Genomic DNA, 17,826 nt, shown 5'->3' with positions numbered 1-17,826 from the left:
CAGAGTTATCCACAGCCTCTGCACATAAACTCGCCTGCCTGAAAAATCAACGTCATACAAATTAAATATTTATCTATTTGATTTATAAGTTTATTTATTTATCCCAAAACGTTATGCCGATCACTTGCTCTTTTTGTTGCAGTTGAAAGACAACGTGTTTTTATTTTTATGCACAAATCCACAGAGTGAGTCTTCCGGCGCTACGTCCGAATGGCGCACGCCGTCAGGCATCCCTTGGCAAACCTTTTTCCACAGCCCGTATCAGCCGTTTTTTCTGCGCCGTTTGCACCTCGATGCCCTGCGCTTCGCGGCGGGCGAGCTGTTGCGCCAGCGCCCAGTGGATATGTTCGTCCAGCATGGCGTTCTGGCCCAAACGGGTGCGCAGTGCGAGCACGATGCCGTCCTCGTAGGGCGCATTGCCCAGCGCCACGGCGATATTGCGCAGCCAGCGCAGGTGGCCGATGCGGCGTATCGCCGAGCCTTCGGTGATGCGCAGGAATTTTTCCTCCGTCCAGTTGAACAGATCGATCAGCTGCGGCGCATGCAGCGCGGCGCGCGGGCTGAAATCGTCTTCGTCGGTAAGCTGCGAAAAGCGGTTCCACGGGCAGATCAGCTGGCAGTCGTCGCAGCCGTAGATGCGGTTGCCGAGCAGCGGGCGGAACTCCTCCGGGATCGCGCCTTCCAGCTCGATGGTCAGGTAGGAGATGCAGCGCCGGGCGTCTACGGTATAGGGGGCGACGATGGCGCCGGTCGGGCAGGTGGTGATGCAAGCGACGCAGCGGCCGCACTGCTCTTCCTGCGGCTGGTCTACCGGCAGCGGCAGATCGATCAGCAATTCGCCGAGGAAAAACCATGACCCGGCTTCACGGTTGAGAATTAGTGAGTGTTTACCAACCCAGCCGATGCCCGCCTTGGCGGCCAGCGCGCGTTCCATCACCGGCGCAGAATCGACAAAGGGGCGGAAATTCAACTCGCCGCAGTAGGCCTGGATCTGATCGCCCAACTTTTTCAGGCGCTGGCGCAACAGCTTGTGATAGTCGCGCCCCAGCGCATAGCGGCTGACGTAGCCCAGCTGCGGATTTTGCAAGGTGCTGGCAAATGCCGCCTTGGCCGGCAGGTAGTTCATGCGTACGCTGATCACTCGCAGCGTGCCCGGCAACAGTTCGTGAGGGCGCGCGCGCAACATGCCGTGGCGCGCCATCCATTCCATTTCGCCGTGGTACTGTTTGTCGAGCCAGGCCTGCAGCTTCGGCTCTTCAAGGCTCAAATCGGTATCGCAGATGCCAACCTGCTGGAATCCTAGCGATTGCCCCCATTGCTTGATATGTTGGGCGAGTTGATGGAGATCGAGGGGGTGCGTCATGACGGGCCACAGTGAAAAAGCATACGCTGACAGTTTACCACACTCTGTCTGGCCTGCGGATTGGATCCGTCGCTCGGAACCCGCAGCGGCGGCCTCGCTCGGTATTTCTCTTTACGATTTGATGCAGCGCGCCGGTCAGGCGGCCTACGCGCTGGCGCGCAACGCGTACCCCTCCCGCGACCACTGGCTGGTGCTGTGCGGCCACGGCAACAACGGCGGCGACGGCTATGTGGTGGCGCGCCTGGCGAAGGCGGCGGGCGTGCAGGTGACGCTGATCGCCTGCGACGGCGCACGGCCTTTGCCACCGGAAGCCGCAGCGGCCCGCGAGGCCTGGCAAGCCGCAGGCGGCGACATTCTGCCGGCGAGCAGCCGCTGGCCGGCGTCTGTTTCTCTCATCATCGACGGCCTGTTAGGTACCGGCCTGGGCAGCGCGCCGCGTGCGCCCTACGACGCGCTGATCGAGGCCGCCAACCGCCATTCGGCACCGGTGGTGGCTCTTGACATCCCGTCCGGCCTGCTGGCGGAGAGCGGCGCGGCGCCGGGCGCGGTCGTGCGTGCCGCGCACACCGTCACGTTCATCGGCCTCAAACCGGGGTTGCTGACCGGTCAGGCGCGCGACTGGGTCGGGCAACTTCATCAGAATGCGCTAGGCTTATCGGGTTGGTTGGCGAAGCAACCGGAGCAGATTCAGCGGCTTACCGCCGAGGTGTTGCCGCGTTGGCTGCATCCGCGCCGTCCCTGCGCCCATAAGGGCGAGCATGGCCGCCTGCTGTTGGTGGGCGGCGATCGCGGGTTCGGCGGCGCCATTCGCATGGCGGCGGAAGCGGCGCTGCGCAGTGGGGCTGGGTTGGTGCGAGTGCTTACTCACATGGAGTATGTCGCGCCGCTGTTGGCGGCTCGGCCGGAGCTGATGGCGCAGGCGCTGGACGAGGCGACGCTGCGACAGGCGATGCAATGGGCGGATGTGCTGGTGATTGGCCCGGGTCTGGGCCAGGCTGAGTGGGGCAAAAACGCCTTGAACGTGCTGCAAACCAGCGATAAACCGGCCTTGTGGGACGCCGATGCGCTGAACTTGCTGGCATTAAATCCCGAGAAACGGCAGAATCGCGTGATGACTCCGCATCCTGGAGAGGCGGCGCGGCTGTTGAGCTGCAGCACTGCCGACATCGAGAGTGATCGCTTACTTGCCGTGCGCAAGCTGACGGCGCGTTACGGTGGCGTGGCGGTGCTGAAAGGCGCCGGTACGCTGATCGCCGATGAGCAGGGGCAGATGGCGATCGCCGACGTCGGCAACGCTGGCATGGCCTCCGGCGGCATGGGCGATGTGCTGTCGGGCATCATCGGCGGTTTGCTGGCGCAAAAGCTCTCGCTGTATGATGCCGCCTGTGCGGGCTGCGTCGTACACGGCGCGGCCGGCGATCGCGTAGCGGAAAGACAAGGAACAAGAGGCATGTTGGCGACCGATTTACTGCCGGACATCCTTCATTTCGTTAACCCTGAGTGGGCAAAATAGACTTTATCGAATGAAAGAACTCGTTTTACCTCTGCCGGACGAGGCAGCGACTGTCGCTTTGGGCACCACTTTGGCCCAGGCCTGCGATCGCGCCAGCGTCATCTATCTCTACGGCGACCTGGGCGCCGGTAAAACCACCTTCAGCCGTGGTTTCCTGCAGGCGTTAGGGCATCAGGGCAACGTCAAAAGCCCGACCTACACGCTGGTGGAACCCTATGCCTTGCAGCCGCTGGCGGTGTATCACTTCGATCTGTATCGCCTGGCCGATCCGGAAGAGCTTGAATTCATGGGTATTCGCGATTACTTCGCGCAAGACGCCATCTGCCTGGTCGAATGGCCGCAGCAGGGCACCGGCGTGCTGCCGGAGCCGGATCTGGCGCTGCATCTTAGCTATCAGGGCGAGGGGCGAGAGGCGAAGATCGAGGCGATTTCCGCATACGGCAGCCAGCTGTTAGACCGCATTCATGGATCACAGGGATGATGCTGCAATGACGCACGTGTTGAAAAAATTTGCGGTCATCATGCTGATCGCCGTGCTGGGGCCGCTCGGCGCGCTGAACGCGCTGGCGGCGTCCTCGCTGTCCGATATCAAAGTGTCCAACGCCCAACGCGAAGCGACGGTGTCGGTGAGCTTCAATGGCCCGCCGGACTATGCGTTTTTCCCGCTGCACGGCCCGGAACGCGTGGTGCTGGACGTTAACCAGAAGGGCAAGGTCGGCGGTCTTCCGCTCAATTTCAGCGGGCAAAACCTGGTGAAAAGCATTCGTTCCAGCGCGCCGAAAGACGCGCAGAGCGTGCGCCTGGTGTTTGATCTGACCCAGCGCGCCAAAACCCGCGTCGCCACCCGCCAGAACGGCGGCGTGCATACCGTGGTGTTCACCATTACGGCCGAAGGCGGCGCCAATACCGTGGTGCGTAAAGCGCCGGTGCAAACGCCTGCGCCGGTTGCGGTCAATCCACCGCCGCGTCAGGCGCCGGTCACGGTCAGCCAGCCACCGCGCCAGGCGCCGGTCGCGGTGCGTGAAGCGCCGGAGCCGCCGCTGCGCAAAGCGCCGACAGGATCGAATCCCTTCACCAATAAACAGACCGTGGTCGCAGGCACCGCCACAGAGGTCACGCCGCGCAGCAGCCGCGTTTCCGCCGGTTCCGGCGATCGGGTGGTGGTAGCGATCGACGCCGGCCACGGCGGCCAGGACCCGGGCGCCATTGGCCCGAGCGGGCTGAAAGAAAAGAATGTCACCATCGCCATCGCGCGCCGCCTGCAGGCGATGCTGGACGCCGATCCGCAGTTCAAACCGGTGCTGACCCGTACCGGCGACTATTTCATCTCGGTGATGGGGCGCTCCGATGTGGCGCGTAAACAGGGCGCCAACGTGCTGGTCTCTATCCACGCCGACGCCGCGCCAAACCGCAGCGCCAGCGGGGCCTCCGTCTGGGTGCTGTCCAATCGCCGCGCCAACAGCGAAATGGCCGGCTGGCTCGAACAGCATGAGAAACAGTCCGAGCTGCTCGGCGGCGCCGGCGATCTGCTGGCCAACAGCCAGGCTGACCCTTACCTGAGCCAGGCAGTGCTGGATCTGCAGTTCGGCCACTCGCAGCGCGTGGGATACGACGTGGCGGTGAAAGTGCTGCAGCAGTTGCAGAGTGTCGGATCGTTGCATAAACGCCGGCCGGAACACGCCAGCCTGGGCGTGCTGCGTTCGCCGGATATTCCCTCGCTGCTGGTGGAAACCGGATTTATCAGCAATAGCACGGAGGAGCGGCTGCTGGGCAGTAGCGCGTATCAGGAGAAGATTGCCAGAGCCATTCATAACGGCCTGCGCAGCTACTTCCTGGCGCATCCGCTGCAAGCCGACCCAAAGGTGGAAAACCGACCGCTGGACGTCGCAGCGGCGGTTAACACCTCAACACCAGACGTGCGCCAGCCTGAGCCTATCGTCAGCTCGGCCGGCGCGAGCCGCAGCGTAAGCGGCAAGACCCGGATCCACGTGGTGAAGCGTGCGGAAACGCTGTCCGGCATCGCCGACAGCTACGGCACCACCATGGCGGCGCTGCGGGATCTGAACAAACTGAAAAAAGACGGCGTGTGGGTAGGGCAACGTCTGAAGGTGCCGGCGGGGAAAGCCGCCGCCGTCACCACCACCGTCGCCAAGGCGAAAACGCCGGTGAAGAAAACGTCTAAACATAAAGTGGCCCGCGGGGATACGCTCTCCTCCATCGCTTCTCGCTACGGGGTCAGCGTCGGCGATCTGAAACGGGTCAATAATCTGAAGTCGGACGTCGCGCCGCTGGATCGGACGCTGACCATTCCGCAGGCCTAGCGCCATCGCTACAGGAGCCAGCATGCCTATCCAGGTGTTACCGCCGCAGCTTGCCAACCAGATTGCCGCCGGAGAGGTGGTTGAACGCCCCGCGTCGGTCGTCAAGGAGCTGGTGGAAAACAGCCTGGACGCCGGCGCAACGCGCATCGATATCGATATTGAACGCGGCGGTGCCAAGCTGATCCGCATTCGCGACAACGGCTGCGGCATCGGCAAGGACGATCTGGCGTTGGCGCTGGCGCGGCACGCCACCAGTAAAATCAGCACGCTCGACGATCTGGAGGCTATCGTCAGCCTCGGTTTCCGCGGCGAAGCGCTGGCCAGTATCAGCTCGGTTTCCCGTTTGACCCTGACGTCGCGCACCGCCGAGCAAAGCGAGGCGTGGCAAGCCTATGCCGAAGGGCGCGAGCAGGCGGTGACCGTCAAACCCGCCGCGCACCCGGTCGGGAGCACGCTGGAAGTGCTGGATCTGTTTTACAATACGCCGGCGCGCCGCAAGTTCATGCGCACCGAAAAAACCGAATTCGGCCATATCGATGAAGTGGTGCGGCGCATTGCGCTGGCGCGTTTCGATGTGGCGATCAACCTCAGCCACAACGGCAAACCGATCCGCCAATACCGGGCGGCGAAAGAAGAGAGCCAGCACGAACGCCGTTTGGGCAGCATCTGCGGCCCGGCGTTCTTGCAGCATGCGCTGAACATCGACTGGCAGCACGGCGATTTGAGCATCCGCGGTTGGGTGGCGGATCCGGCCGGGGCGCGCCAGCTGGGTGAAATGCAGTATTGCTACGTCAACTGCCGCATGATGCGCGATCGCTTGATCAATCACGCTATTCGTCAGGCCTATCAGGATCAGCTGAAGGACGATCAGCAGCCCGCTTACGTGCTGTATCTGGAGGTCGATCCGCACCAGGTGGACGTCAACGTTCATCCCGCCAAGCACGAAGTGCGTTTCCATCAGGCGCGGCTGGTGCACGATTTTATCTACCAGGCGGTAACCACCGTGCTGCAGCAGGCCGGTCAGACGCCGCCGCTGCCGCTGGCGGAAACGCCTGACGAAGCGCCCGCGCCGGTCTGGCAGCCGGAGAACCGCATCGCCGCCGGCGGCAACCATTTTTCTCAGCCTGCGCCGCGCCGTGAAACGCCGCCACCGGCCGGCACCGCCCGCGAGCGGGCGCCGCAGCCGGGTTGGCAAACGGCGGGCGGTTACCAGAAACGCGAAGGCGAGCTGTACGGTAAACTGATGCAGCCCGCCGCCGAGCCGCAGGCCGATGCCGCGCCGGAAGTTTCGAGCAAGCCGCCGCTGTTCCCGCCGGCGAAAGCCGCAGCGGAAACGCCGTTGGCGGGCGGCCAACACAGTTTTGGCCGGGTGTTGATGATCCATCCGCCGTGCTACGCGCTGATTGAGCAGCGCCAGCAGCCGGCGTTGCTCAATCTGGCGGTAGCCGAACGCTGGCTGCGCCAGGCGCAGCTCAACCCACCGGCGGAAGGGCTGCGGCCGCAGCCGCTGCTGATCCCGATTAAGCTGACGTTGGAGAAGCGCGAAGCGGCGGCCATTGCGCGGCATCAGGCGCTGCTCGTGGCGATGGGGCTGGATCTGCAGACGGATCACGGCCGTGTGACGCTGCGCGCAGTGCCTTTACCATTACGCCAACAAAATTTACAAAAACTGATACCCGAACTGTTAGGCTATCTGGCCGAACATCAGGAGATGTCGCCCGCGGTGCTGGCCACCTGGCTCGCTCGCCGTCTTGGCAGCGAACATGAACAGTGGAACACCTCGCAAGCGATACAATTGTTGACCGACGTTGAACGACTTTGCCCGCAGCTGGTCAAATCGCCACCGAGCGGACTTTTACAACCCGTTGATTTACAGGCCGCACTGGCGGCCCTCAAGCATGACTGACACTGAAATGACACCACGTCCCCCGGCTATTTTCATCATGGGGCCGACCGCCTCGGGCAAGACCGCGCTGGCGATCGCGCTGCGCGAACGCCTGCCGGTGGAACTGATCAGCGTCGATTCCGCGCTGATTTACCGCGGCATGGATATCGGCACCGCCAAGCCGAGCGCCGAAGAATTGGCGCAGGCGCCGCATCGGCTGATCGATATCCGCGATCCCGCCGAAGCCTACTCGGCCGCGGAGTTTCGCGCCGACGCGCTGAAGGAGATGGCCGACATCACCGCCGCCGGGCGCATTCCGCTGCTGGTCGGCGGCACCATGTTGTATTTCAAGGCGTTGCTGGAAGGATTGTCGCCGCTGCCGTCCGCCGATCCCGCGGTGCGCGAGCGCATCGAATGGCAAGCGGCGGAGCAGGGCTGGGAGGCGTTGCATCGGCAGTTGCAGGCGATCGATCCGGTCGCGGCATTGAGAATTCATCCGAATGATCCGCAGAGACTGTCCAGAGCACTGGAAGTTTTTTTTATTTCGGGTAAAACTTTAACGGAACTGACTAAAATTTCGGGTGAATCGTTGCCGTATCAAGTTCACCAATTTGCGATAGCGCCGACCAGCCGTGAGTTGATCCATCAACGCATCGAGCTGCGGTACCATCAAATGTTGGCGGCGGGTTTTGAGACGGAAGCGCGTGCACTTTTCGCACGGGGTGATTTGCATACGGACTTGCCCTCCATTCGCTGTGTCGGTTACCGCCAGATGTGGTCATACTTGTCTGGTGAAATTAGTTACGATGAGATGGTTTATCGTGGTATTTGCGCAACACGTCAGTTGGCTAAACGCCAGATGACCTGGTTACGGGGTTGGGAGTCGGTCCATTGGTTGGACAGTGAAAAGCCGGGAGAGGCTTTGGACTCGGTGACACAGGTTGTTAGTGCATAGGTTGGGTGATTGTGTACAATTGCTGAGTATTCAGCGCGCAAATTTTTTACGTCGTTTATTTTAGAGCCGACAGGTTCTTAGTTACAAACAACAAGCAAATAAGGAAAAGATAGAATGGCTAAGGGGCAATCTTTGCAAGATCCGTTCCTGAACGCATTGCGTCGTGAACGTGTTCCGGTTTCTATTTATTTGGTGAATGGTATTAAGCTGCAAGGCCAGATTGAGTCTTTTGACCAGTTTGTCATCCTGTTGAAGAACACGGTTAGCCAGATGGTGTACAAGCACGCTATCTCTACCGTTGTCCCGTCTCGCCCGGTCTCGCATCACAGCAACAACCCGAGCGGCGGTTCAAGCAACTATCACCATGGCAACAATCCGTCTGCGCAGCAACAGCCGCAGCAGGAAAGCGATGACGCTGAATAAAGCGCGTTGCAAGTCAACCATGACGGGGAGCATAAGCAGCCGCGGGCTGTTTATGTCCCCCAAACTCACGGTGAGTGTCCGTTTGAGAGGTTGCACGCTTGTTTGACCGTTATGAAGCCGGTGAGCAGGCCGTACTGGTTCATATCTATTTCTCGCAAGACAAAGATACGGAAGACCTCAACGAGTTCGAATCGTTGGTTTCCTCAGCCGGTGTCGAAGCTTTGCAAGTGGTGACCGGTAGCCGCAAAGCCCCGCATCCGAAGTACTTTGTCGGCGAAGGAAAGGCCGAAGAAATTGCAGATGCGGTGAAAGCCAGCGGCGCGTCTGTTGTCCTGTTTGATCATTCCCTTTCCCCGGCGCAGGAAAGAAACCTCGAGCGCCTGTGCGAATGCCGGGTGATCGATCGCACCGGGCTGATTTTAGACATCTTCGCCCAGCGTGCCCGCACCCATGAAGGTAAGCTGCAGGTGGAGCTGGCTCAGTTGCGTCACATCGCCACGCGTCTGGTACGCGGCTGGACGCACCTGGAGCGGCAAAAAGGGGGGATTGGCCTGCGCGGGCCGGGGGAAACCCAGCTTGAGACCGACCGTCGCCTGTTGCGCGATCGCATCAGCTTGATTCTGCGCCGCCTGGAGCGGGTAGAAAAGCAGCGTGAACAAGGCCGACGCGCGCGGACCCGGGCCGATGTGCCGACCGTATCGCTGGTTGGCTACACCAACGCTGGCAAATCCACCCTGTTTAACCGAATAACGTCTGCCGAGGTGTATGCGGCGGACCAGCTATTTGCCACCCTGGATCCTACGTTGCGGCGCATTGACGTGCCGGACGTGGGGGATACCGTGTTGGCGGATACCGTAGGCTTTATCCGGCACCTGCCGCACGATCTGGTGGCCGCCTTCAAGGCGACGCTGCAGGAAACGCGCCAGGCATCTCTGCTGCTGCACGTCATCGATGCCGCAGATCCGCGCGTCGATGAGAACATCGAAGCGGTGAACACCGTGCTGGCGGAGATAGACTCGGATGAAATCCCTACACTGTTAGTGATGAACAAAATAGATATGCTGGACGATTTTGTGCCGCGTATCGACCGCAACGACGAAAACCTGCCGATCCGGGTGTGGCTGTCCGCCGCCAGCGGAGAGGGAATTCCGTTGCTGTATCAGGCGTTGACGGAGCGCTTATCGGGGGAGATCGCGCATTACGAATTGCGCTTACCGCCACGGGCAGGCCGTCTTCGCAGCCGTTTTTACCAGCTTCAGGCGATTGAAAAAGAGTGGAACGAAGAAGACGGCAGCATTGGCGTGGTGGTGCGAATGCCGATCGTCGAATGGCGTCGTCTCTGCAAGCAAGAACAGGACCTGATTGACTTTATCGTATGATCATATCCTGTTACATTTATGCTTCGCGAAAGCCTGAAGTACCCAATCACAGAATATGGAGCTAAAACATGGCGTGGAATCAGCCCGGTAATAACGGACAGGACCGCGACCCGTGGGGGAGCAGCAATAACAATGGCGGCAACTCTGGCGGTAACAACAAAGGCGGTCGTGATCAAGGGCCACCTGATTTGGACGATATCTTCCGCAAACTGAGCAAGAAATTGAGCGGTTTCGGCGGGGGCAAAGGCTCCAACAGCAATAGCGGCGGCACCGGCACCTCTGGTCCAGGCTTCAGCGGCCGCATTATCGGTATCGCGGCGGTGGCCGTGGTGGTGATTTGGGCCGCCAGCGGCTTCTACACCATCAAGGAAGCCGAGCGCGGCGTCGTGACGCGTTTCGGCAAGTTCAGCCACCTGGTGCAGCCGGGCCTGAACTGGAAGCCGACCTTCATCGACGACGTGCGTCCGGTGAACGTGGAATCCGTGCGCGAGCTGGCGGCGTCCGGCGTGATGCTGACCTCCGATGAAAACGTGGTGCGCGTGGAAATGAACGTGCAGTACCGCGTGACCAACCCGGAAGCGTACCTGTTCAGCGTCGTCAATGCCGACGACAGCCTGAGCCAGGCGACCGACAGCGCCCTGCGCGGCGTGATCGGCAAATACTCGATGGACCGCATCCTGACCGAAGGCCGTACCGTGGTGCGTAACGATACGCAGCGCATGCTGGAGGAGACCATCCGTCCTTACAACATGGGCATCACGCTGCTGGACGTCAACTTCCAGGCGGCGCGTCCGCCGGAAGAGGTGAAGGCGTCGTTCGACGATGCGATCGCCGCGCGTGAAAACGAGCAGCAATACATCCGTGAGGCGGAAGCTTACGCCAACGAAGTTCAGCCGCGTGCGAACGGCCAGGCGCAGCGTCTGCTGGAAGACTCCAAGGCTTATAAGGACCGTACCGTCCTGGAAGCCCAGGGTGAGGTGGCGCGTTTTGCCAAGCTGTTGCCGGAATACAAGTCCGCACCGCAGATCACCCGCGAGCGTCTGTATATCGAAACCATGGAAAAAGTGCTGGGCCATACCCGTAAGGTGTTGGTGAGCGACAAAGGCAACAACCTGATGGTGCTGCCGCTGGATCAGATGCTGCGCGGCCAAGGCGCGGCGCCGGAGAGCGGCAACAAGGATACCAGCCTGATTCGCCTCAATCCGAATCCTGCGCCGGCTGCCAACAGCAGCGCCCCGCGCACCAGCGGCGGTTCGATTATGGATCAGCGCCGGGCGAATGCGCAGCGTGACGACACCACTCGCGTAGGGAGAGAGTAATCAATGCGTAAGTCTTTTGTAGTTATTGTCCTCGCGGTGCTGGTGGTGCTGTACGCTTCGCTGTTCGTGGTGCAGGAAGGCCAGCGCGGCATCGTGCTGCGCTTCGGCAAGGTTCTGCGCGACGGCGAAAACAAGCCGCTGGTGTATGCGCCGGGTCTGCACCTCAAGATCCCGTTCATTGAGACCGTGAAGAACCTGGATGCGCGCATCCAGACCATGGACAACCAGGCCGATCGTTTCGTGACCAGCGAGAAGAAAGACCTGATCGTCGACTCCTATCTGAAGTGGCGCATCAGCGACTTCAGCCGTTACTACCTGGCGACCGGCGGTGGCGACGTCTCCCAGGCCGAAGTGCTGCTGAAACGCAAGTTCAGCGACCGTCTGCGTTCCGAAATCGGCCGCCTGGACGTGAAAGACATCGTGACCGACTCGCGCGGCAAGCTGATGTCCGACGTGCGTGACGCGCTGAACACCGGCACCGTGGGTGATGGCGAAGAAGTGGCGACCACCGAAGCCGATGACGCTATCGCCTCTGCGGCGGCGCGCGTTGAGCGGGAAACCACCGGCAAACAGCCGCAGGTTAACCCGAACAGCATGGCGGCGCTGGGCATCGAAGTGATCGACGTGCGTATCAAGCAGATCAACCTGCCGGCCGAAGTGTCCGACGCCATCTACCAGCGTATGCGCGCCGAGCGTGAAGCGGTAGCCCGTCGTCTGCGCTCGCAGGGCCAGGAAGAAGCCGAGAAGCTGCGCGCCAGCGCGGACTACGAGGTGACCCGCACCTTGGCGGAAGCCGAGCGTCAGGCGCGTATCACCCGCGGTGAAGGCGATGCCGAAGCGGCCAAGCTGTTCGCCAACGCGTTCAGCCAGGATCCGGACTTCTATGCCTTTATCCGCAGCCTGCGTGCCTATGAAGCCAGCTTCAAGGACAACCAGGACGTGCTGGTACTGAGCCCGGACAGCGATTTCTTCCGCTACATGAAGTCGCCTGATACCCTGCGCAAGTAAGCGCGGCAGGCAATCTGATCGAGGGCCCGTTTACGCGGGCCCTTTCTCGTTTTTGGGGGATGCATGAACTCAACGATTTGGCTGGCGCTCGGGCTGGTTCTGGTGTTGGAAGGATTGGGGCCGATGCTGTTTCCGCAGGCCTGGCGCAAAATGATTGTGGCGATGTCGCAGTTGCCGGACGCGACGCTGCGGCGATTTGGCGGTGGAATAGTGGTTGCGGGCTGCGTGATCTACTACATGTTGAGCGGCCGCACGGGTCTTTAAAGTCTAGCCCAAAATTTATGCAATCGTATGCTAAAAGTGCTGAAAATCGAAAATTACGGTGGTAGAATCCATTTTTAAGCAATCGGTGATTTTGAAAAATGGGTAAGAACGTCGTCGTACTGGGCACCCAATGGGGTGACGAAGGTAAAGGCAAGGTTGTAGACCTGCTGACTGAACGGGCTCAATATGTTGTGCGCTACCAAGGTGGCCATAACGCTGGCCACACTCTGGTAATCAACGGTGAAAAAACCGTTCTTCATTTAATTCCTTCAGGTATTTTGCGTGAAAACGTCACCAGCATCATCGGCAACGGTGTTGTTCTGGCGCCGGACGCGTTGATGAAAGAAATGGGTGAACTCGAAGCGCGTGGCATCCCGGTACGCGAACGTCTGTTACTCTCTGAAGCTTGCCCGTTGATCCTGCCTTACCACGTTGCGTTGGATAACGCGCGTGAGAAAGCGCGCGGCGCAAAAGCGATCGGCACCACCGGTCGCGGCATCGGCCCGGCTTACGAAGATAAAGTGGCTCGTCGCGGTCTGCGCGTCAGCGATCTGTTCAACAAAGAAACCTTCGCCGCTAAGCTGAAAGAGATCGTCGATTACCACAACTTCCAGCTGGTCAACTACTACAAAGTTGAAGCCGTCGATTATCAGGCGACGCTGGACTACGTGCTGTCTATCGCCGACATCCTGACCGCCATGGTGGTTGACGTTTCCGAACTGCTGGACGGCGCGCGCAAGCGTGGCGACCTGATCATGTTCGAAGGCGCTCAGGGCACCCTGCTGGATATCGACCACGGTACTTACCCGTACGTTACCTCTTCCAACACCACCGCCGGCGGCGTGGCTACCGGTTCCGGCATTGGCCCACGTTATGTGGACTACGTGCTGGGCATCGTGAAAGCCTACTCCACGCGCGTGGGTGCAGGCCCGTTCCCAACCGAACTGTTCGATGAAACCGGCGAGTACCTGTGCAAGCAGGGTAACGAGTTCGGCGCCACCACCGGCCGTCGCCGTCGTACCGGCTGGCTGGACGCGGTAGCGGTGCGCCGCGCCGTGCAGATCAACTCCCTGTCCGGCTTCTGCCTGACCAAACTGGACGTCCTGGACGGCCTGAAAGAAGTGAAGATCTGCGTGGGTTACCGCATGCCGGACGGCCGCGAAGTGGATACCACTCCGCTGGCGGCTGAAGGCTGGGAAGGCATCGAGCCTATCTACGAAACCATGCCGGGCTGGAGCGAAACCACCTTTGGCGTGAAAGAGCACAGCAAGCTGCCTCAGGCTGCGCTGAACTACATCAAGCGCATCGAAGAAGTGACCGGCGTACCGGTAGACATCATCTCTACCGGCCCGGATCGCAGCGAAACCATGATCCTGCGCGACCCGTTCGACGCATAATCAGGCTTTGCGGCATTAAACAAACCGGGCGCGTCCCGGTTTGTTTTTATCCTGACTCCCTCCGATTGCGGTTTCACGTCAAAAAATCCTTTCATAAACCCGCCTTAGGGCGCGGGATTCGCTAAATAATTAGCGACGAACTCTCCGGCTGGTTTATTATCCAATGAGTAATCTTTTGAATAGCGCCGAAAAGCGGCGTATCAGACGGGTAAAACGATACCCAGAGGTAAGATGTGCAGTTAACAAGTTTTACTGATTATGGCCTGCGGGCGTTGATCTACATGGCCTCGTTGCCGCAGGACAAGATGACCAGCATCTCGGAAGTGACCGAGGTTTACGGCGTGTCTCGCAACCATATGGTGAAGATCATCAATCAGTTGAGCCGGGTCGGTTTTGTCACGGCGGTGCGCGGCAAGCATGGCGGCATTCGCTTGGGCAAACCGGCCGAGAGCATTCGCCTCGGCGACGTGGTACGGGCGCTGGAGCCGCTCGCGCTGGTTAACTGCAGCAGTGATTTTTGCCACATCACCCCTGCCTGCCGATTGAAGCAGGTGCTCCACCAGGGCGTACAGAATTTCCTTGAAGAGCTGGATAAGCATACGTTGGCCGACATGGTCGAAGACAATCCGCCGCTCTACAAGCTATTGCTTGTCGAATAAAACGACGTTGAGAAGACAAGGCTCAACGTCATCCTGCTGATGACAACGGAGGAACCGCAATGTCACAAGATCCATTCCTGGAACGAGAAGCAGAAAAATACGAATCCCCTATCCCCAGTCGTGAATATATCCTGGCCCATTTGGCGAAAAGAGAAACGCCGGCCAACCGCGAAGAACTGGGCAACGAACTGGGCCTCAGCGGTGAAGAGCAGCTGGAAGCGCTGCGTCGCCGCCTGCGCGCCATGGAGCGCGATGGCCAGTTAGTGTTTACCCGCCGCCAGTGCTACGCGCTGCCGGAACGTCTGGATCTGCTGCGCGGCACGGTGATCGGCCACCGCGACGGCTACGGCTTCCTGCGCGTTGAAGGCAGCAAAGACGATCTGTACCTGTCTGCCGAACAGATGAAAATGGCGATCCACGGTGACGTGGTGTTGGCGCAGGCGCTGGGCGCGGATCGCAAAGGGCGCCGCGAAGCGCGTATCGTGCGCGTGCTGGTGCCGAAAACCAGCCAGATTGTCGGCCGCTTCTTCATGGACGCCGGTACCGGCTTCGTGGTGCCGGACGACAGCCGTCTGAGCTTCGATATTCTGATCCCGGCGGACAGCGTCAGCGGCGCGCGCATGGGCTTTATGGTGGTGGTGGAGCTGACTCAGCGCCCGACCCGCCGCACCAAGGCGGTCGGCAAGATCGTCGAGATCCTCGGCGACAAGATGGGCACCAGCATGGCGGTGGACATCGCGCTGCGCACCCATGAGATCCCGCATACCTGGCCGCCGCAGGTGGAAAAACAGGTGGCCGATCTCAGCGAGCAGGTGCCGGAAGCGGCCAAGAAGGGCCGCGTCGATCTGCGCAAGCTGCCGTTGGTGACCATCGACGGTGAAGACGCACGCGACTTCGATGACGCCGTGTACTGTGAGAAGAAACGCGGCGGCGGCTGGCGCCTGTGGGTGGCGATCGCCGACGTCAGTTACTACGTGCGCCCGCGCACCGCGCTGGACGACGAAGCGCGCAGCCGCGGCAACTCGGTGTACTTCCCGTCGCAGGTGATCCCGATGCTGCCGGAAGTGCTGTCCAACGGGCTGTGCTCCCTGAACCCGCAGGTCGATCGCCTGTGCATGGTGTGCGAGATGACCATCTCCGCCCAGGGGCGCCTGTCTACGGCCAAGTTTTACGAGGCGGTGATGAGCTCGCATGCTCGCCTGACCTACAACAAGGTGTGGCACATTCTGCAGGGCGATCAGGAGCTGCGCGAGCACTACCATCCGCTGGTCAAGCACCTGGAAGAGCTGCACGCGATGTACAAGGTGCTGGATAAGGCGCGCGCCGAGCGCGGCGGCATCGCGTTTGAAACCGAAGAAGCCAAGTTCATTTTCAACGCCGAGCGTCGCATCGAGCGCGTGGAGCCGACGGTGCGCAACGACGCCCACAAGCTGATCGAAGAGTGCATGATCATGGCCAACGTGGCGGCCGCGCGCTTCGTCGAGAAACGCAACGAGCCGGCGCTGTACCGCGTGCACGATCGTCCGAGCGACGACCACATCTCCGCGCTGCGCAGCGTGCTGAGCGAGCTGGGGCTGACGCTGGGCGGCGGCAACAAGCCGCAGCCGAAGGACTATGCGGTGCTGATGGACGAAGTGTCCGAGCGCCCTGACCACGAAATGCTGCAAACCATGTTGCTGCGCTCGATGAAGCAGGCGATTTACGATCCGGAAAACCGCGGCCACTTCGGCCTGGCGCTGGCGTCTTACGGCCACTTCACCTCGCCAATCCGTCGTTATCCGGATCTGGCGCTGCATCGCGCGATCAAATATCAGCTGGCCAAAGAGCACGGCGAGCCGAAAGAGCGCTGGACGCCGACCGGCGGCTGGCACAGCGAATTCGAAGAGATGCTGCAGCTGGGCGAACACTGCTCGATGACCGAACGCCGCGCGGACGAAGCGACGCGTAACGTCGCCGACTGGCTGAAGTGCGATTTCATGCAGGATCACGTCGGTGAAGTGTTCAGCGGCATCATCTCCAGCGTGACCGGCTTCGGTTTCTTCGTGCGCCTGAACGATCTGTTCATCGACGGGCTGGTGCACGTATCAACGCTGGATAATGATTACTATCGCTACGATAATATCGGCCAGCGCCTGATCGGCGAATCTTCCGGCACCGTCTATCGCCTGGGGGATACGGTGGAGATCCGCGTGGACGCGGTGCATATGGACGAGCGCAAGATTGACTTCGCGCTGGTGTCCAGCACCCGCAAAGCGCGCGGTGAAGGTAAAACCGAGCGCGATCGCGCCAAGAAGGGCGGCCAGCGCACGCTGCGCGACAACGGCAACGCGGGGCGCGGCAAGCGCCGCGGCGGCAAACCGCCGGCCAACTTCGAGCCGGACAGCGCCTTCCGCAAGCAGGATGACGCCAAGCCCGCGGACAACGTGAAGAAGGCGAAAAAGAAAGCCAAGAAAGCGTCCGACAAAACGCGGAAAATCGCGGCGGCGACCAAAGCCAAACGCGCAGCCAAGAAGAAAGGTGCCGAGCAGGCTTAACCTGCCGCACATCGTTATCATCGGCCGGTTATCGCCGGCCGCACGAATTTAAAAGAGCATCATGAGCGAAATTATTTACGGCATCCACGCCGTCAAAGCCCTGTTAGAGCGCGATCCGCAACGCTTCCTGGAAGTGTTTATCCTGAAAGGCCGCGAAGATCGCCGCCTGCAACCGCTGATCGCCGAGCTGGAAGCGACCGGCATCGTGATCCAGGTGGCGAACCGCCAATGGCTGGATGACAAGGTTGAAGGCGCAGTGCACCAGGGGATCATCGCCCGGGTGCGCGAAGGGCGTCAGTATCAGGAGAACGATCTGCCGGGCCTGCTGGAAAGCGTGGAGACACCGTTCCTGCTGGTGCTGGACGGCGTGACCGACCCGCACAACCTCGGCGCCTGCCTGCGCAGCGCCGACGCTGCCGGAGTGCACGCGGTGATCGTGCCGCGTGACCGTTCCGCCCAGCTGAACGCCACCGCCAAGAAAGTGGCCTGCGGCGCCGCCGAAAACGTGCCGCTGATCCGCGTGACCAACCTGGCGCGCACGCTGCGTCTGTTGCAGGAAATGAACGTCTGGGTGGTGGGCACCGCCGGCGAAGCCGACCATACGCTGTATCAGAGCAAAATGACCGGCCCGATGGCGCTAGTGATGGGCGCGGAAGGCGAAGGCATGCGCCGTCTGACCCGCGAACACTGCGACGAACTGATCAGCATCCCGATGGCCGGCACCGTCTCTTCGCTGAACGTGTCGGTCGCCACCGGCATCTGCCTGTTCGAAGCGGTGCGCCAGCGCGGCTGATTCTTCTGACGGG

The 17,826-nt window shown here is 60.9% G+C and carries 15 protein-coding genes; 14 read left to right on the top strand and 1 reads right to left on the bottom strand.

The genetic code is table 11. The features are described 5' to 3' along the window. Positions 1-223: 223 nt before the first annotated feature. Positions 224-1,363, bottom strand: a complete 1,140-nt coding sequence (gene queG, locus ACSBQQ_RS16795) for a tRNA epoxyqueuosine(34) reductase QueG (RefSeq protein ID WP_033648708.1) — start codon at positions 1,361-1,363, stop codon at positions 224-226. Here queG and nnr point away from each other — a divergent pair. The 14 genes from nnr to rlmB all read left to right on the top strand — a co-directional run bounded on the left by nnr (position 1,362) and on the right by rlmB (position 17,813). Next, a complete protein-coding gene (gene nnr, locus ACSBQQ_RS16790; RefSeq protein ID WP_039567867.1) occupies positions 1,362-2,876 on the top strand; it encodes a bifunctional ADP-dependent NAD(P)H-hydrate dehydratase/NAD(P)H-hydrate epimerase in 1,515 nt (504 codons plus the stop codon). The genes queG and nnr overlap by 2 nt on opposite strands. A 10-nt stretch (positions 2,877-2,886) precedes the next feature. After that, positions 2,887-3,357 (top strand): tRNA (adenosine(37)-N6)-threonylcarbamoyltransferase complex ATPase subunit type 1 TsaE, encoded by a 471-nt coding sequence (gene tsaE, locus ACSBQQ_RS16785; protein WP_033648706.1) that lies wholly within the window; start codon positions 2,887-2,889, stop codon positions 3,355-3,357. A gap of 7 nt (positions 3,358-3,364) precedes the next feature. Then, on the top strand, positions 3,365-5,197 hold the full coding sequence (gene amiB, locus ACSBQQ_RS16780) for an N-acetylmuramoyl-L-alanine amidase AmiB (RefSeq protein ID WP_060428805.1): 1,833 nt from the start codon (positions 3,365-3,367) through the stop codon (positions 5,195-5,197). Between the two features lie 22 nt (positions 5,198-5,219). Further along, positions 5,220-7,103 carry a DNA mismatch repair endonuclease MutL gene (gene mutL / locus ACSBQQ_RS16775; RefSeq protein WP_048321234.1) on the top strand — a complete coding sequence of 628 codons (1,884 nt, stop codon included), beginning with the start codon at positions 5,220-5,222 and terminating at the stop codon, positions 7,101-7,103. Then, entirely contained in the window at positions 7,096-8,037 is a 942-nt protein-coding gene (miaA, locus tag ACSBQQ_RS16770; protein WP_048321235.1) for a tRNA (adenosine(37)-N6)-dimethylallyltransferase MiaA, read from the top strand. Before mutL ends, miaA begins: the two co-directional genes overlap by 8 nt. A gap of 114 nt (positions 8,038-8,151) precedes the next feature. Then, complete coding sequence (gene hfq / locus ACSBQQ_RS16765) at positions 8,152-8,460, top strand: RNA chaperone Hfq (protein WP_004933678.1); 309 nt, start codon at positions 8,152-8,154, stop codon at positions 8,458-8,460. A 98-nt stretch (positions 8,461-8,558) separates the two neighbouring features. After that, positions 8,559-9,839, top strand: a complete 1,281-nt coding sequence (hflX, locus tag ACSBQQ_RS16760; protein ID WP_004933675.1) for a ribosome rescue GTPase HflX — start codon at positions 8,559-8,561, stop codon at positions 9,837-9,839. A gap of 68 nt (positions 9,840-9,907) precedes the next feature. Continuing rightward, the gene (gene hflK, locus ACSBQQ_RS16755; RefSeq protein WP_033636782.1) at positions 9,908-11,158 is read left to right on the top strand and encodes an FtsH protease activity modulator HflK; all 1,251 of its coding nucleotides are present in this window, start codon (positions 9,908-9,910) and stop codon (positions 11,156-11,158) included. A gap of 3 nt (positions 11,159-11,161) precedes the next feature. Then, positions 11,162-12,166: a protease modulator HflC gene (hflC, locus tag ACSBQQ_RS16750; RefSeq protein WP_004933669.1), complete on the top strand. Its 1,005-nt coding sequence runs from the start codon at positions 11,162-11,164 to the stop codon at positions 12,164-12,166. A 63-nt stretch (positions 12,167-12,229) separates the two neighbouring features. Next, positions 12,230-12,430, top strand: a complete 201-nt coding sequence (locus tag ACSBQQ_RS16745) for a DUF2065 domain-containing protein (protein WP_004933666.1) — start codon at positions 12,230-12,232, stop codon at positions 12,428-12,430. A gap of 98 nt (positions 12,431-12,528) precedes the next feature. Then, positions 12,529-13,827, top strand: coding sequence for an adenylosuccinate synthase (locus tag ACSBQQ_RS16740; protein WP_033654892.1), 1,299 nt, complete (start codon positions 12,529-12,531; stop codon positions 13,825-13,827). 233 nt (positions 13,828-14,060) lie between these two features. After that, positions 14,061-14,486, top strand: coding sequence for a nitric oxide-sensing transcriptional repressor NsrR (nsrR, locus tag ACSBQQ_RS16735; RefSeq protein ID WP_033636784.1), 426 nt, complete (start codon positions 14,061-14,063; stop codon positions 14,484-14,486). Positions 14,487-14,545: 59 nt separating this feature from the next. Further along, positions 14,546-17,020 carry a ribonuclease R gene (rnr, locus tag ACSBQQ_RS16730; RefSeq protein ID WP_033648699.1) on the top strand — a complete coding sequence of 825 codons (2,475 nt, stop codon included), beginning with the start codon at positions 14,546-14,548 and terminating at the stop codon, positions 17,018-17,020. A 61-nt stretch (positions 17,021-17,081) separates the two neighbouring features. Further along, positions 17,082-17,813, top strand: coding sequence for a 23S rRNA (guanosine(2251)-2'-O)-methyltransferase RlmB (rlmB, locus tag ACSBQQ_RS16725; protein ID WP_004933653.1), 732 nt, complete (start codon positions 17,082-17,084; stop codon positions 17,811-17,813). The last annotated feature ends 13 nt before the right edge of the window (positions 17,814-17,826 follow it).

This window comes from Serratia sp. G204Y, assembly GCF_051172435.1.
Lineage (GTDB): Bacteria > Pseudomonadota > Gammaproteobacteria > Enterobacterales > Enterobacteriaceae > Serratia > Serratia sarumanii.
The sequence above is the reverse complement of the archived record's forward strand: the minus strand, read 5'-3'. Positions and strand labels throughout refer to the sequence as shown.